Below are 15675 nucleotides of genomic sequence, written 5' to 3'. Positions count from 1 at the left end.
GCCGATCAGACGGGGATACTCAACAGCATGTGCTGCAGCAGGCTGCGGCTATCGACGGCCCCTTGCGCGGCATGCAGGCGGTGGGCGCAGACGGGCAGCAGCACGGCTTGCACGTCGTCGGGCGTGACATGGTCGCGGCCTTCCAGGGCGGCCCAGGCGCGCGCCGCCTGCAGCAGGGCCAGCGCGGCGCGCGGGCTCAGGCCATCGGCAAACACACCGGGCGCGCGCGTGGCATGCACGAGGGCCAGCACGTAGTCGACGACGGCAGGCGCGGTGTGGATGGCGCGCAGGCCCGCTTGCGCCTGCAGCAATTCTTCCGCGTTCATGACGGCAGGCAAGGTGTGCAGCATGGCGCGGCGGTCGGCGCCCAGCAGCAGCGCCCGTTCCGCGGCCGCATCGGGATAGCCAAGGGTCACGCACATGAGAAAACGGTCGAGCTGCGATTCGGGCAGGGGGAAGGTGCCCAGCTGGTGCGCGCAGTTCTGCGTGGCGATGACGAAAAACGGCTGCGGCAGCGCGTGCGTGACGCCATCGAGCGTCACTTGCCGCTCTTCCATCGCTTCGAGCAAGCCCGATTGCGTCTTCGGCGTGGCGCGGTTGATCTCGTCGGCCAGCAGCACTTGCGTGAACAGGGGGCCGGGATGAAAGATGAAGCTGCCGCTGCCCCGGTCATACACGCTCATGCCGGCCACGTCGGCGGGCAGCAGGTCGCTCGTGAATTGCTGGCGCTTCCATTGCAGGCCCAGCGAGATGGCCAGCGCGTGGGCCAAAGTCGTCTTGCCCACGCCGGGCACGTCTTCGATCAGCAGGTGGCCGCCGGCCAGCACGCAGGCGAGGGTCTGGCGGATCTGCAAGTGTTTGCCGACGAGAACTTCGCCGATCTGCTGTGCGGCCTGGTGTATTTTCGAAAACATGCTATTTCTATCACAGTAAGACGGATTATTTAATTTACAATCGCTTTGGCCAGGTCAAGCCGTGCCGCCCGCCCGTGCCGTGCACGTGGTAGATTAGTGTAGTAGCGGCACAGACCGGCCAGTGATTTTATGCGAGAACGCGCAGGGCGAACAGGAATGCCATGCAGTGTTCCCGGAGAATGGACAGAGACAGAGGTAACCAGTACAGCGCATGAGCACAGCCATTTATACCCATCCCGATTGCCAGCGCCATGAAATGGGCGACTGGCACCCAGAATCGCCGGCCCGCTTGCAGGCCATCAATGACCAATTGATACTCGCGCACATCAGCGACCTGGTCGAGCACCGCGACGGCGTGCGTGCCCAATTGTCCGATATCGAGCGCAACCACAGCGCCACGGCCATCGGCCTCGTGCGCGATAATGTGCCGCAGGAGGGCGACTACTATCCGCTCGACGGCGACACCTTGCTCAACGCGCACAGCTACGAGGCGGCGCTGGCGGCCGCTGGTTCGGCCGTGGCAGCCACGGACGCCGTCATCGATGGCGAGATCAGCAACGCCTTTTGCGCGATCCGCCCGCCCGGCCACCATGCGCGGCCCAGCGAACCGATGGGTTTTTGTCTGTTCAACAATGTCGCCATCGCCGCCAAGCATGCGCTCGACGTGCGGGGGCTCGAACGGGTCGCCATCGTCGACTTCGACGTGCACCATGGCAATGGCACGGCCGAGTCCGTGGCAAATGATCCGCGCATCCTGATGGTGAGCTTTTTCCAGCACCCGTTTTATCCGTACAGCGACGTGGAATCGTATACGGACACGCGCGTCAACGTGCCCGTGCCGGCCCGCTCGAAAGGCGACGCCGTGCGCCAACTGGTGCTCGACCACTGGCTGCCCGCGCTGCACCGGCAGCAGCCGCAGATGATTTTCATTTCCGCTGGTTTCGATGCCCACCGCGAAGACGACGTGGGCGGCATGGGCCTGGTCGAGGCCGACTATACGTGGATGACGCAGCAGATGATGGCCGTGGCCAGTCAGTACGGCAAGGGCCGCATCGTCAGCTGCCTCGAAGGGGGCTACAACCTGTCGTCTCTGGGCCGCAGCGTGGCGGCGCACGTGAAGGCGCTGGCGGAATTGTAAGGGGCCCGCGCTACAGCAACGTGGGGCGGCTGCTGGAATTCGTGTGGCGGTGCGTCTGATAGTCGAGCGCGTCGCCGGCCATGAAGCGGTGCCAGGCTTGCGTGTAGACGAGCGATGATTTATCCGCATCAAAACTGTCGAGTTGCAACATGTCGCGGTGGTGCTTGATTTCATTGACCAGTTGGTCATACAGCATTTGCAAGCCATAGCTGTCGGCGCTCTGGCGTTTCAGGCGCTCTTCCAGCTGTGCTACTTGCCCCTGCAACTGCCGGCATTCCTTCTTCCAGTCATTGCGCAGCACGCGCTTGGGTGCCTTGCCAGTGTGTTCCATCATCATATCGAGCTATTCCCCATCGCCTATCTCCCCGCATCTGGCGGGAGCCAGCCTGGAAATTATTGCTTTTCATTTAAGAGGCGATATTAGAGCACACTTTTTTATTACTCTCAGTAAATAAAAGAATCCTTGCGGAAATACTTGACCTGGCTTTCAGCGCGTGTATCACTGGCGAAACGCTGCAGCCGGGGCGGCTTGCGCCATGTTGCCGTCATCGGCATACGTGAGGGTCAGCAGGGTGTTGTCGTCCCAGCTCTGGTCGTGCAACGGCGGCACATAGCGCTGGCGGTCTTCCGTGATGCGGACGTCCAGCGTGCGCTCGCCCGAGCGCGCCTGCACGGCAAGCAGCTTGCGGAACACGGGATACGGCACGTGTATCAGCGACGAGTGGCACGGTCCGCCGGCCATGCGGAACAGGTTGCGCCGCACAAATGACAAGTCATCCTGCTCGACAGCCCAGCGTATTTCGCATTCCAGGCGCAAGTCGCCCAGGCGGCGCACGTTCGCGGGCAGACCCGGCGTGTGGATGTCGGCGCGCCAGCGCAGGGTGTCACGCTTCTTGTTGCTGATCAGGTCGGCATTCGCGTCGTAGGCGGTCTTGTCGCGCGTCAAGGTGAAGCCGCCGTCCGCCGCCAGCGGCACGGGGATCGACAGATTGTCGGCCGACAGGTGCAGGGTCACGCCATCGAGCCTGGCCTTCGGCGTGGCGGGGATCAGCATGAAGCGCAGCGGCGCGCCCGGCGCCAGGCGCTGGTGGTCGGCATACGCGTCGAGTCCCTTGAGCATGGTGCGGTAGGGGCGCAGGTCGGGATCGCGTGTGCCTTGCACATCGACAATCTGCTGCATTTCCTGGAGCACTGCATCGCCCGGCGCCGCCGCTTGTTCCTGGGCCATGGCGGGCAAGAGGCAGGCGCAAAGGGGAGTGAGGAGGAAAAAACGGGGAAGATGCATGGAATGCGTGCCAGGTAGAACTTGCAATGGGGAAACCGGCCAGGCTGGACGGACTGCGGATCTTATCATTCGAGTAACTGCTAAATTATCACCAATTGTCTCGTTCGCGTCGCACGGCTGGCGCTGGCGGCGGAAAATGGGACGTCGTGGCGGCAACCACGTAAAATAGCGGATTGACTGAACGATTTTGAAAGCAAGAGCATGGCGATACAATGGTACCCAGGACACATGAACGCGGCCCGCAAGAAAGCGGCCGAAACCATGGAAAACACCGATCTGGTGATTGAAGTGGTGGACGCGCGCCTGCCGGCAGCCAGCTGCAATCCCATGGTGGACGAGCTGCGCCTGTTCCGCCAGCGCCCTTGCCTGAAAATCCTCAACAAGACCGACCTGGCCGACCCTGCCGCGACAGCCGCCTGGGTCGCATATTTCAATGCCCAGGAAGGCGTGACCGCGTATGCGATGACGACCAAGAAGCCGGGCGACGTGGCGCGCATTCCGGACCTGGCCAAGTCGCTGGCGCCGCACCGCGGCGTGCCGACGAAGCCGTTGCGCATCATGATCATGGGCATCCCCAACGTGGGCAAGTCGACCCTGATGAACGCGCTGCTGAAAAAGCGCGTGGCCAAGGTGGGCGACGAGCCGGCCGTGACGAAAATGCAGCAAAAGCTGTACCTGGACAAGAACACCATTCTCGTCGACACGCCCGGCATGCTGTGGCCGAAGATCGCCATCCCCAGCGATGGCCTGATGCTGGCCGCCAGCCACGCCATCGGCTCGAACGCGCTGATCGAAGAGGAAGTGGCCGTCTTCCTGGCCGAGGAGCTGCTCAAGCGTTACCCGGACTTGCTGGCAACCCGCTATGGCACCAAGATCGGCGAAGTCGATGCCATCGGCGTGGTCGAAGGCATCGCCGCCAAGCGCGGCTTCCGCATCAAGGGCGGCGACTATGATTTCGAGAAAGCGTCGCACACCTTGCTGCTCGACTACCGCAGCGGCATCCTGGGACGTATCTCGCTGGAAACGCCGGACACGCGCGCGGCCCTGATGGCCCAGCACGCGGCCGAGATGGCTGAAAAAGCGGCCAAGGCGGCCGAGATCGCTGCCGAGAAGGCGAAGAATGCGGCGCGGGGCAAGCGCGGGACGTAATTCACTAAAAGCCGCTAGTTCGCGGCTTTTTAAAATTCTGGGGTCAGACTCCCGGTGCCGTTGGCGCTGAACCAGCCGTTAGCGGTGTTGAGGGTCTGACCCCGGCTCGTTGCTAATTTCCGCCAGTCGTTCCAAACCGGAAACTCGTCACCGCCAGCGCCCCAAAAAAATCCTCCTCGTGATACGCCACGTGCGCCGCTTCCTGCTCGGCCGCGCCGAGCGCCACCATCAGCGGCAGCAAATGGTCTTCCTGCGGATGGGCCTGGCGTGCGCCCGGTGCCTGGTCCCAGGCCAGCAGCTGCGCCAATCTCTGTTCCGGCGGCAAGGCCATCGTCTGGCGCAGCCAGGCGTCGAACTGGTGCGAGGCGACGGCGCCCGCCTGGCCGAACTGGCGCAGGTTATGGTAAGACAGGCCGCTGCCCAGTATCAGCACGCCCTGGCGGCGCAGGCTGGCCAGCGCCCGGCCCACCTCGATGTGGGTGAGCGGGTCGTAGCCGTGTTTCAGCGACAGCTGCACCAGCGGCACGTCCGCCTGCGGGTAGACGGGGAACAGGGCGCTGAAGGTGCCATGGTCGAAACCGCGCTCATGGTCGAGGCGCGCCGGATGGCCGGCCGCGTCCAGCAACTGTTTTACCTGCGCCGCCAATTCCGGCGCGCCGGGTGCCGGGTACTGGATTTGATAGGTGTGCGGCGGAAAGCCCGAATAGTCATAAATCATGCCCGGCCGGGGGCTGGCCGAGACGAGAAATTGCGCTCCTTCCCAGTGTGCCGTGACGACCAGCACGGCTTTCGGACGCGCGCCGATCTGGCGCGGGATATCCTGCAACGACGCTTCGAGCACGTCGTAGCGGCCGCCGAACTGGTCTTTCATGAACGGCCAGGGGCCGCCGCCGTGCGACAGGAAATAAGTGGGGAAGGTGTGCTCTTGCATGGCGGCTCCGTAGTGGAATGGCTGATGCTATCGATGATAGTCATGCCCAGCCAGTTGATCAAGATCGCCATTATTGATATATCATTTCCATTTTGTTGATGATCGGGCAGTCATGGATACCTTGCGCAGCATGCGCGTGTTTCGCGCCGTGGTGGAACTGGACAGTTTCGTGCGCGCCAGCGAGCGCCTCGATCTGTCGCCGGCCATGGTCAGCAAGCACGTGATGCATCTGGAGCGCCACCTGGGCGCGCGCCTGCTGAACCGCAGCAGCCGCCACCTGAGCCTGACGGAAATCGGCAAGGTGTATTTTGAACAGTGCCGCGACATGCTCGACAACCTCGACGAGGTGGAAGCGACGGTGGGCCGCACGACGGTGGTGCCGCGCGGCATGCTGCGCCTGAGCGCCCCCGTCTGGTTCGCCAACGCCATCTTTACGCGCACCCTGGTGGCCTACCGCGAGCGCTTTCCGGAAGTGACGTTCGACATCGACTTGAGCGGGCGAGTGGTCAACCTGGTGGAAGAGGGCTTCGACCTGGCCCTGCGCGTGAGCCAGGCGCCGTCGCCGGCCCTGATTGCGCGGCCCATCGGCAGCATCGCCTTTCACCTGGTGGCCGCGCCCGCCTATCTGGCGCGCGCCGGCCAGCCGCAGCTGCCGCAAGATCTGGCGCAGCACGCGATGATCAGCTATTCCTTGTTGGCGAACGGCAATGAGCTGGCCTTCGACGGGCCGCAGGGGCGCGAGACGGTGAAATTCTCGCCCGTCCTGCAATGCAATAACGAAAGCCTGCTGCACGCGGCCGCGCTCGACGGCATGGGCATCGCGCTGCTGCCATCGTGGCAGACGGATGCGGACCTGGCGGCCGGGCGGCTGGTGCGCCTCTTCGACGGCTACCAGCTGGCGGGCGGCAAGGTGTATGCCGTCTACACGAGCCGCCGCTACCTGTCCTCGAAAGTGCGCACCTTCATCGACTTCCTCGCCGATGAAGGGCGCCTGGGAGCTTGATCACGCGAGCGAACGCTTGACGCTGATCAGCGCGAACAGGCGCGCGCTGCGCATCCACGCCAGCACCAGCGCCGCCAGCTGCGTCGCCAGCAAGCCGGCCACGATGGCCAGCGGACCCGGGCCGGCCAGGTTCAGGCGCGCCACGCCCAGCAGCGCATACAGGGCCAGTCCCAACACGGTGATGGCGAGGTAGATGGCCAGGCAGGCCAGCGGACGCCGGCGCAGCATGCCCAGGCCGCGCCACCACGCCTTGACGGCCGACGTACGGCGCCGGTCGACGGCCAGCGCCGCGCGGCCCGCATCGAGCGTGGCGCAGGCCAGCAGGAACAGCACGCCCGCGAACAGCAAGGCCAGGTGACGGGCCAGGTCGGCGTCCGCTTCCAGGATGGCTGTCGCCGCGTGCTTGTCGGCCAGTTTCAGCGCGCCGGCACCGATCGCCAGCGCGAGGCCCAGCGGCACGATGCTCCACAACAGCATGCGCAGCATGCGGCCGTATGCGCTGAAGGCGCCCGTCAGCAGCGCGCCGAAGCCCAGTGGCGCCGGCGCGCGCGCGGCCGTCACCACCAGGCCGCTCAGCAGCGGCGACAGCAGCAGGGTCAGGACGACGCCGGCGATGGCGGCCTGGCTGATGGCGGCGCCATTGCGGCTGGCATTGGCTGCCAGATCGGCCAGGGTCATCAGGTCGAGCTGCTGCGCCAGGGCCGCCGCATGCACGGCCTGATCGAGGCTGGCGCTCAAGGTGCGCCAGAGCGGGATGACGGCAACGATGGCGGGGATCAGCAGCAGGCCGGCCCATAGCAGCAGCAAGCGCCATTGCAGGGCGGCGCGGCTGGCGCGCGTGGTCAGTGTCAGGCCGCTGGCCCGTGTCGTGGAAGTGGCGCTCATACGGTGGCAATCAGGGAAAAGAGGTATTGGAAGGCGGCGGCGAGGTCGACGCTCCAGCGCCGCGCGGCGGACTTGTCGGCTTTCAGGGTGCGGCTGTCATCGAGCTTGTTGACGTCGAGGTAGTGCACGCGGTCGGGGTCCAGTTCGGCCGAGACGGCCTTCACGGGCTTGCTCCAGGTGTAGCGCTGCCACAGCTGGTCGTTGTCCCACACCACGCGTTCGGAGGTGCCGTCGGCGAACTTCACCAGCAGCACCTGCGGCACGGGCGCGCCGCGGCGGCGCAGCACCACGCTGGTCAGATACGGATAGGGACCCGTGCCTGGCTTGGCGTCCGGGTGCGCCTTGTCCCACGCCTCGCGCACCTTGTCCTCTTCTTGTTCCAGCGCCTCGGGCGTGCGTTCCACGCGCTTGCCGTTCACCAGCGCCATGCCGGCCAGCGGCGTCTGCTCGTCGCTGGTAAAGCTGCCGATGCGGTCGTCGATATTCGCGCTGGCATACACTTGCTGCGCGAAGACCTGTTCCACGATGCGCCGCTGGCCCGTCGCTTCGGCCAGCGCTTCGCACAAGTCGGCCACGCTCGGGTGGCGGAATTTCCACTGTTCATAGTAGGCCTTGAAGCCCCGTTCCATGGCCTCGCTGCCGATGCGCGCTTCCAGGTCGCGCAGGGTGGTGGCCGTGCGGGTGTACACGGGGCCCACGCCCTGCAGGCGGTCCCACGCGTTCTGGCCCAGCGGGTCGGCCGCGTCCTGGCGCGGTGCGGCCGTGCGCTCGAACTCGAAGACCTTGAAGGCGGGAGCGAAGCCCAGGTGCTTGAGCAGGGACGTGGTGGCGTGGATATCCTGATTGCGTGCGCGCAGCATGCGCTGGTCCCAGTACTCGTTCAAGCCTTCGTCGAGGATCGGTTCCTCGAACTCGTTCGAGGCCAGTATGCCGTAGAAATAGCCATGGCCGAATTCATGGATGGTGACGAAATCGAGGCCGAATTCGGCCGCCGTCTTCGGCTGCAGGCCGGCGTAGCCCGAGGCCGTGAAGAAGGTCGGGTATTCCATGCCGCCCGCTTCGGCCGCGTTAAATGGCGGAATCACCACCGTCAGGGTCTTGTACGGATACGGGCCCAGGGTGCGCGAAAAATACGTGAGTGTATCCTTGGCAGCCTGCAGCGCGGGCGCCGCGTTCGACGCGTACTCGGGCGGGTACAGCACCTTGATGGCCACGGGCGGGCTGCCAGGGCCGCTCCAGCTGCCCAGCAGCGGTTGCGCGCTGCGCTTGTCGGCCGTCCAGGCGAAATCGTGCACGTCGCCCTGCACATAGTGATGCGTGAGCATGCCGTTCTTTTCCTGCGGCGCGCCCTGCAGCTCGCCCGTGGCGCCCACCGTGTACTCCTTGGGCACGGTCAGCTTCACGTCGTAGTGACCGAAGTCGGCGTAGAACTCCGAGTTCAGGTGGAATTCATGCGCGTTCCAGCGCGGCGCCGTGGCGCCCCGTTCGCCGGGCAGTTCCAGCACGGCGATCTTGGGAAACCACTGGCCCACCAGGTGGAAGCTGCCGAAATAGCCGGTGCGCGCGATGACGCGCGGCAGCTGGTCGAAGAAGCCGATGTCGAGCGTCGTCTCGGCGCCCGGCGCGACGGCCTGCGGCAAGTCGACGCGCACCACCGTGCGGTCGGTGGCCGGGCCGTTGTCGGGCTGGACGAAATGCCAGGGCGCCCTGGCGCCGTTCTGCGTCATGCTGCGCAGTTCGATGTAGCCCCACTCGCCGTCGCGCGTATCGACGCCCGAGCGGAAGCCCGTGTCGAGCTTGCGCTTCTCGGTGAAGAAAGTCGAATGCTCGCCTTCGAACGCGTTCAGGTACAGGTGCAGGTAGACGCTGCTGACGGCTTGCGCGCTGCGGTTGCGCCAGCGCAGTTTCTGCCGGCCGTCGATCGTATGCTTGACGGGATCGAGAGTCGCTTCGATCTGGTAGTCGACCACGCGGTCCGACAGGATCGCTTGCGCGCCCGTGCGCGCACCGCCCCAGGCGTTGCTGGCGCTGGGCGTGGTGACGGCCGACGCATGCGGCGAAGCGAGGGCGATGCCGTCGGCCGATGGTGCCAGCGGCAGGGGTGCGCTGGCGGGCTTGCCCTGATCCGGCTGGGCGAACAGGTCGGCTTGCAGGGCCAGGCCGGCCAGCAGCAGGGCGGCGATGGAAAGGGCCTTGAGCTTGCCCGGGATGAGGGAAATGCGGCGGCGCGGTGTGCTACGACTTTCCATGCGTGACTCCCACAGTGACTTCTGATTGATGATCTTCAAATGCAGTCGGCTGCGCCCAGGATCGCCGGGCGTTCCTTAATATACCTGTAAAAATTACAAATAAGCAATGAATTGTGCTGGCAGCTTTGCCGGCTGTTGCGGCGCCGCGCGCCGTGCGTATAATGATTCGCTTTTGCCATCCCTCCTGCTGCCGTGCGTGCGCGCCCCGGTGGCGCACCCAGCTTTCCGCCATGATGCCTGCCCCTTCCGCCCTGACCATCGCCATGCGCACCCTGCTGTTGTGCGCCCTGGCCATGCCGGCGTGCGCGCAGGAAGGCGCGGATGGCGGCGCGGCCGGCGTCACGCATGGCGACTTGTCCGCCGAACTGGCGCAGGGCGGCCAGCACAGCGTGCGCGGCGCCTTGTCGCGCGACCAGGGCGGCATGGTGCTCGACGTGGCCATCGACGGCCTGCGCAACGGCAATTACCGCGACGGCAGCGTGTTTCACCAGCGCGGCTTCAACGGCGGCGCGGAATGGAAGCTGCGTCAGGGCCGCTTCGGTTTCAGCGCCGACCAGCTGAACCAGGACACCCGCTATCCCGCGCCCGAGGCGCCGTTCCTGGCCTTGCTGGCGGCCCGCCCGGAAGACCTGTACCGCTATGAAGTGCGGCGCGCCAGCGCCTTCGTGCAGCGCTATGTGGGCAGTTTCGAGCTGGGCGTGGAACTGTCGCAGCGGGAAAAACGCGCCACGGCCCACTATGCGGGCGAGGACGGCAGCAGCGAATCGACGTACAGCAGCCGCCGCCGGCAGCTGGCGCCACGCCTGCGCCATTACGGCAAGGTGGGCGGCGTGGGCACGGATACGGAAGTGGGCCTGGACCTGATGCAGTGGCAGCGGCGCTCGGGCCGCGCGGGCGATGCGCAGCGCCGCCAGTATTCGCGCGCGCTGCTGCTGCGCGAAGAGCTGGCCTTTGGCGGTGCGTATGCGCCGCGCCTGCTGCTGGGACTGCGGCATGAACAGTTCCAGCTCGACCCGGCCGACATGCCCGCCGGCGGCAGCGACTGGGAAAATCAGAATGCCTGGGACGTGCAGGGCAGCCTGCAGCTGCGCCCGCAACTGAGCGTGTATGCGAAGGCCGCGCGCAGCTACCGCATCGACGACGATGGCTATACCCGCGCCGGCTACCGCCCGCTGGCGGGACAGCTGCGGCGCGAAATGGAAGTGGGCGCCACCTTTGGCGATGCGGCGCGCAGCGCTTCCGTGCGCGTGTTCAGCGAGCGCCTGAGCAACCAGATCGTCTTCGACCAGAACCTGGGCCAGCTGGGCTTTGCGGGCAACCTCGATCCCTCGCGCCGCGACGGCGTCGCCATCGAGGCCAGCATGGCGCTGGCGCGCGACTGGCGTCTTGACGGGCAGCTGCGGCAAGTGCATGCGCGCTATGACGATTACGCCTACGATGGCCCGGACATCGCTCTCGTGCCCAAGACCCTGGCCAGCCTGCGCCTGTACTGGACGGGGCAGGCGGGCGCCAGTGCCGATGTGGGCGTGCAATGGCTGCGCGCGCTGCGCTATGGTCCCGATTTCGCCAGCAGCTGCCTGGCGCAAGTACCCGCGTTTGCCACCGTGGACGGACGCTATGTGCGCAAGCTGGGCGCCTGGGAGCTGGAACTGGCCGGCAGCAACCTGGCCAACCGCCGCCATTACGGCGATGCGCCGGGCTGCCGCTCGAGCATTTACCTCAATGACGCGCGCCAGTTGCGCGTGTCGGCGCGCTACCATTTTTGAGGCAGGGGCGCGGCGGGGCTTAAATGCGGCTTAAGCGGGCGCAAACGGAGCGGATAAAAGCGCTTTTTTTCCGGCCGGGCGACATCGTCCGGCGCAAAAAGTGGTAATCTCGCCCCGTTCACGACCACTTATGATGAAGGATTTATATGCGTTTTCTGCGTTTCTTGCGTCCCCTGCTTGCCGCCGTCACCCTGGTGGCGGCCACCGGCGGCGCCATGGCGGCCGATACCGGCTTTACCACGCTCACGACGCCAGTGCGCACGGACACGGGCAAGAAGGTGGAAGTGGTCGAGTACTTCATGTATTCGTGCCCGCACTGCTACGTGTTCGATCCGCTGATGCACGACTGGGTCAAGAAGCAGGGCGACAAGATCGCCTTCCGCCGCGTCCACCTGGCCGCCACCGGCCCGAAAGACCCGCAGGCGCACGCCTATGCCACGCTGGAAGCGATGGGCCAGCTGGACCAGTTCCACGACAAGATCTTCCGCGCCATCCACGTCGAGCGCAATCGCCTGAATCGCGATGACGCCATCCTCGACCTGCTGGTCAAGAACGGCATCGACAAGGCGAAATACCTGGACATGTTCAACTCGTTCGGCGTGCAGACCAAGCTGAAACGCAACGAGCAGCTGATCACCGCCAGCAAGATCGAGAGCGCGCCGACCATCGTCATCGATGGCCGCTTCGTGACGTCGCCGGCGCAGCTGTCGCGCCCGGGCCAGTCCGAACCGCAAACCCAGGCCGCGACCCTGCGCGTGATGGATGAACTGGTGGCGCGCGTGCTGAAAGAGCGCGCACCGGCGCCTGCGAAGAAGTAAGCGGAGACGTCATGAAACAGCTGCCCTGGACCCTGTGCGTACTGGCCCTCGCCCTCGTGGCGTGGCTGGCGATTGCCATCGTCAACGTGGAAAACCAGCGCAATGCGCTGGCCAGCAAGGCATGCGTGGACCCCGCGTTCAAGAACGAGGTCGATGCGAAATGCCTGGCGTCCGTGCAGTCGCGCGAACACTGGTGGCAGCATCTGACGTACGCCATGACGCATTTCCGGAATTGAATGTGTCAGTACGAAAAACCCGCCGCGCGCGGGTTTTTTTTCGTCCGCGTATGATGAAGCCACAACTATTCAGGAGGGACGATGAAGGAAGTGATCTTGATTACCGGCAGCAGCCGCGGCATCGGTGCGGCGACGGCGCTGCTGGCGGCGCGCCAGGGCTATGCCGTGTGCATCAACTATGTGCGCGACGCGCAGGCGGCCGAGGCACTGTGCGCGCGCATCGTGGCCGACGGGGGCGAGGCCATCGCCGTGCAGGCCGATGCCAGCGATGAAGCGGACGTGGCGCGCCTGTTTGCGGAAGTCGACGAGCGCCTGGGGACGCTCACGGCGCTGGTCAACAATGTGGGCGTGCTGGAGCAGAAATGCCGGCTCGTCGACATGTCCGCGCAGCGTCTCGAACGCGTGCTGCGCACCAACGTGATCAGTTATTTTCTGTGCTGCCAGCAGGCCGTGCGGCGCATGTCGACGGCCCATGGCGGGCAGGGCGGGCGCATCGTGAATGTGTCGTCGGCGGCGGCCCGCCTCGGCTCTCCGGACGAATACATCGATTACGCGGCTTCGAAAGGCGCCGTCGATACCCTGACCCTGGGCCTGGCGAAGGAAGTGGCGGCCGAGGGCATCCGCGTCAATGGCGTGCGGCCCGGCATCATCTATACGGAGATCCACGCTTCGGGCGGTGAACCGGGACGGGTGGCGCGCCTGGCGCCCGGCGTGCCGATGCAGCGGGGTGGCCAGCCTGAAGAAATCGCCGACGCCATTTTGTACCTGCTGGGGCCGGGCGCCAGCTATGTGACGGGCAGCATCCTCGACGCGGCGGGCGGGCGCTGATTTTCAAATCCTGCAAGTAATTGCTTCAAGTGCGGGGCCAATTATCAAGTACGGCAAGCGAGTCCAGAATGGCGGTGTGCCATGTGCACGCCGATCAACTCATTTGGAACTACTATGCCCGCTTTTGCCCCCGCCCTCCTGGCCCTGTCGCTGCTGGCCGCCGCGCCAGCCCATGCCGCCATGGATTTGCCCATGCCGGCCCACCTGTCCGGCGCGAAAGCCGATGCCACCGTGGCGCTGGCCGCGCGCCGCTATGCCGCGTTCTGGCAAAGCGGCGATCCGGCCCTGGCGCGGCTGGCGCTGGCTGACGATTTCACCGACCGTACCTTGCCCGCCGGCCGGCCGCAGGGCTTGGCCGGTCCGCTGCAGGCGTCGCAGGTATTCCATGCGGCGGTGCCGGATTTGAAGGTCGCCATCGAGCAGATGCTGGTGGCGGGCGACCGGGTCACCTTGCGCCTGCATTTCACGGGCCGCTTCACGGGCGTCTTCCCCACGCCGCAGGGCCCCTTGCAGGGGCAGGGCCAAGCCATCGATTTCCATGCGTTCGATCTGTATCGCGTGAATGCGCAGGGACGCATCAGCGACAACTGGCACCTGGAAGACAATCTGACCCTGCTGCGCCAGCTGGGCGTGCTGGCGCCGTGATGGCGGCCCGCTAACCGTGCGCCTGCAGGTCGGCGAACTGCCGCAGCAGGAACTCGGCCAGCAGGGTGACGCGTGGCGGCTGGAAGCGGCTGCGCCGGTACAGCAGGTTCAGGGGGACGCTGTCGGCAAAGTAATCGTCGAGCACCGTTTGCAAGTGCCCCGCGCGCAGGTCGTCGCCGATGTCGAGCAGGGATTTGTAGGCATAGCCATGGCCGGCCACGGCCCAGCGGCGGATGATTTCGCCGTCGTTGCTGTGCCAGTCCCCCTGCAGGCGCAGGCTGTGGCGCTTGCCGTTTTCGCGGTAGCGCCATTCCTGCGGCGCGCCGTCGCCGGCCTTGAGCACGAGGGTCGGCAGCGATGCCAGGTCGCGCGGCGCGGCCGGCACGCCGACCCTGGCGGCCAGCGCGGGCGCCACGCACACGACGCGCCGGCCCGGGTGCAGCAGGCGCGCCACCATGTCGCTGTCGGGCAGCTCGCCGTAGCGGATGGCAAGGTCGACGTCGTCCTGCACCAGGTTGGCCGTGGCGTCCGTCAGGGTCAGCGCATGGCGCACCTGCGGGTGCAGCGCGGCAAAGCGGTCGAGCATGGGCAGCAGCAACTGGCGGCCGATGTCGGACGGCGCCGAAATGCGCACCACGCCGCGCACGGCGCCGCCGCCCGCGTGCAAGCCGTCTTCGGCCTGCGCCAGCAAGTCCAGCGCCTGTTCGCTGTAGCGGCGGTAGTGCAGGCCTTCTTCCGTCAGGCGCAGCTGGCGCGTGGTGCGTTCGAACAGGGTGGCGCCCAGCGCCGCTTCCAGGCGCGCAATGGCGGCGCTGGCGGCGGCCGGCGACAGGCCGTGCTTGCGACCGGCCGCGGAAAAACTGCCCAGCGCCGCGGCGTCGAGGAACAGGGCGATTTCCGCCAGGCGTCCGGCGCCGCCGCGTATCATGCGGGGTGCGCGGCCGCTGGTTTCGGCGCCGGTGCAGAGTGGGGCGTGATCACCACGGTGCACGTGGTGCCGGCCACCAGCAGTTGTCCTTTCGGCTGCTCGTCGATGTGGATGCGCACGGGCACGCGCTGCGCCAGGCGCACCCAGTTGAACGTGGGGTTGACGTCGGCCAGCAGTTCGCGGCCCGTGGCGGCGTCGCGGTCGGTGATGCCGCGCGCGATGCTCTCGATGTGGCCATGCAGCGTGCCGCCGCTCATCAGATTCATTTCCGCCTTGTCGTCCTGCGCCAGCATGCCCAGCTTGGTCTCTTCGAAGTAGCCGACGACGTAGTACGAGGCGCTGTCGATGACGGCCAGCTTGGCCGCGCCGACGGCGGCAAAGTCGCCCTTGTGCACGTTCAGGTTCGTCACGTAGCCGCTGACGGGCGCACGCACGGTGGTGCGCTCCAGGTTCAATTGCGCCAGCGCGCGGGCGGCCATGGCGGCCTGCACTTGCGAGGTGGCCGAGGTGGCGGCGAACGCCGCGCTTTCGCGGCTTTCCGTCGAGATGATGCTGGCGTCAAGGCCTGCGCGGCGCTGCGCTTCCTTGCCGCGGCGGCCCTGTTCCGTTTTTTGCGCTGCCAGCACGGCGTCGGCCTGCGCCAGCGCGCTCGCATAGCGTTCCTTGTCGACGACGAACAGGATATCTCCCTTTTGCACGACCTGGTTGTCGCGTACCAGCACGTCCGTGACGGTGCCGGCCACGTCGGCGCTGATGTTGACGATGTCGGCCTTGATGCGGCCGTCGCGCGTCCACGGCGACTCCATGTAGCGGTCCCAGACAGTCTTGCCTATCCACAGGGCGGCTGCCAATAGCAGCACGGTGATTGCATAGCGGGTCAGTTTGCTTACCATGTCGGCA

Annotated in this window: 16 protein-coding genes; 8 read left to right on the top strand and 8 right to left on the bottom strand. The window is 66.0% G+C overall.

The annotated features are described in order from the left end of the window. Positions 1-5: 5 nt before the first annotated feature. Positions 6-914 (bottom strand): MoxR family ATPase, encoded by a 909-nt coding sequence (locus JAB6_RS18015; protein ID WP_070303958.1) that lies wholly within the window; start codon positions 912-914, stop codon positions 6-8. Positions 915-1125: 211 nt separating this feature from the next. Between JAB6_RS18015 and JAB6_RS18010 the strand changes: the two genes are divergently transcribed. Then, a complete protein-coding gene (locus JAB6_RS18010; RefSeq protein WP_070303957.1) occupies positions 1126-2052 on the top strand; it encodes a histone deacetylase family protein in 927 nt (308 codons plus the stop codon). Between the two features lie 10 nt (positions 2053-2062). Here JAB6_RS18010 and JAB6_RS18005 read toward each other — a convergent pair whose 3' ends face one another. Together JAB6_RS18005 and JAB6_RS18000 are read right to left on the bottom strand one after the other, a co-directional pair. Next, positions 2063-2389, bottom strand: a complete 327-nt coding sequence (locus JAB6_RS18005; RefSeq protein WP_070303956.1) for a hypothetical protein — start codon at positions 2387-2389, stop codon at positions 2063-2065. Between the two features lie 162 nt (positions 2390-2551). Further along, positions 2552-3337: a hypothetical protein gene (locus JAB6_RS18000; protein WP_139143429.1), complete on the bottom strand. Its 786-nt coding sequence runs from the start codon at positions 3335-3337 to the stop codon at positions 2552-2554. A gap of 201 nt (positions 3338-3538) precedes the next feature. Between JAB6_RS18000 and ylqF the strand changes: the two genes are divergently transcribed. Continuing rightward, positions 3539-4486: a ribosome biogenesis GTPase YlqF gene (gene ylqF / locus JAB6_RS17995; protein WP_071650173.1), complete on the top strand. Its 948-nt coding sequence runs from the start codon at positions 3539-3541 to the stop codon at positions 4484-4486. A 112-nt stretch (positions 4487-4598) separates the two neighbouring features. Here the strand turns inward: ylqF and JAB6_RS17990 are convergent, their stop codons facing one another. Continuing rightward, a complete protein-coding gene (locus JAB6_RS17990) occupies positions 4599-5417 on the bottom strand; it encodes a class III extradiol ring-cleavage dioxygenase (RefSeq protein ID WP_070303954.1) in 819 nt (272 codons plus the stop codon). A gap of 112 nt (positions 5418-5529) precedes the next feature. Between JAB6_RS17990 and JAB6_RS17985 the strand changes: the two genes are divergently transcribed. Beyond that, positions 5530-6420 carry a LysR family transcriptional regulator gene (locus tag JAB6_RS17985; protein ID WP_070303953.1) on the top strand — a complete coding sequence of 297 codons (891 nt, stop codon included), beginning with the start codon at positions 5530-5532 and terminating at the stop codon, positions 6418-6420. Here JAB6_RS17985 and JAB6_RS17980 read toward each other — a convergent pair whose 3' ends face one another. Both JAB6_RS17980 and JAB6_RS17975 read right to left on the bottom strand, forming a co-directional pair. After that, positions 6421-7305, bottom strand: a complete 885-nt coding sequence (locus tag JAB6_RS17980; protein WP_070303952.1) for a hypothetical protein — start codon at positions 7303-7305, stop codon at positions 6421-6423. Beyond that, entirely contained in the window at positions 7302-9554 is a 2253-nt protein-coding gene (locus tag JAB6_RS17975; RefSeq protein WP_139143428.1) for a M1 family metallopeptidase, read from the bottom strand. Before JAB6_RS17975 ends, JAB6_RS17980 begins: the two co-directional genes overlap by 4 nt. Before the next feature lie 230 nt (positions 9555-9784). Here JAB6_RS17975 and JAB6_RS17970 point away from each other — a divergent pair, with 230 nt between their 5' ends. From JAB6_RS17970 to JAB6_RS17950, 5 genes are all read left to right on the top strand, one after another. Further along, complete coding sequence (locus tag JAB6_RS17970) at positions 9785-11320, top strand: TonB-dependent receptor (RefSeq protein ID WP_070303951.1); 1536 nt, start codon at positions 9785-9787, stop codon at positions 11318-11320. Positions 11321-11466: 146 nt separating this feature from the next. Further along, a complete protein-coding gene (locus JAB6_RS17965) occupies positions 11467-12138 on the top strand; it encodes a thiol:disulfide interchange protein DsbA/DsbL (protein ID WP_070303950.1) in 672 nt (223 codons plus the stop codon). Between the two features lie 11 nt (positions 12139-12149). Beyond that, complete coding sequence (locus tag JAB6_RS17960; RefSeq protein ID WP_070303949.1) at positions 12150-12374, top strand: hypothetical protein; 225 nt, start codon at positions 12150-12152, stop codon at positions 12372-12374. A gap of 81 nt (positions 12375-12455) precedes the next feature. After that, positions 12456-13202 carry an SDR family oxidoreductase gene (locus JAB6_RS17955; RefSeq protein ID WP_070303948.1) on the top strand — a complete coding sequence of 249 codons (747 nt, stop codon included), beginning with the start codon at positions 12456-12458 and terminating at the stop codon, positions 13200-13202. 114 nt (positions 13203-13316) lie between these two features. After that, positions 13317-13847: an ester cyclase gene (locus JAB6_RS17950; RefSeq protein ID WP_070303947.1), complete on the top strand. Its 531-nt coding sequence runs from the start codon at positions 13317-13319 to the stop codon at positions 13845-13847. Positions 13848-13857: 10 nt separating this feature from the next. Here the strand turns inward: JAB6_RS17950 and JAB6_RS17945 are convergent, their stop codons facing one another. Together JAB6_RS17945 and JAB6_RS17940 are read right to left on the bottom strand one after the other, a co-directional pair. Next, positions 13858-14775 (bottom strand): LysR substrate-binding domain-containing protein, encoded by a 918-nt coding sequence (locus JAB6_RS17945; RefSeq protein WP_070303946.1) that lies wholly within the window; start codon positions 14773-14775, stop codon positions 13858-13860. After that, a complete protein-coding gene (locus JAB6_RS17940; RefSeq protein ID WP_070303945.1) occupies positions 14772-15668 on the bottom strand; it encodes an efflux RND transporter periplasmic adaptor subunit in 897 nt (298 codons plus the stop codon). Before JAB6_RS17940 ends, JAB6_RS17945 begins: the two co-directional genes overlap by 4 nt. Between the last annotated feature and the right edge of the window lie 7 nt (positions 15669-15675).

It is taken from the genome of Janthinobacterium sp. HH104 (assembly GCF_001758715.1).
GTDB classification, from domain to species: Bacteria; Pseudomonadota; Gammaproteobacteria; order Burkholderiales; family Burkholderiaceae_D; genus Janthinobacterium; species Janthinobacterium aestuarii.
The sequence above is the reverse complement of the archived record's forward strand: the minus strand, read 5'-3'. Positions and strand labels throughout refer to the sequence as shown.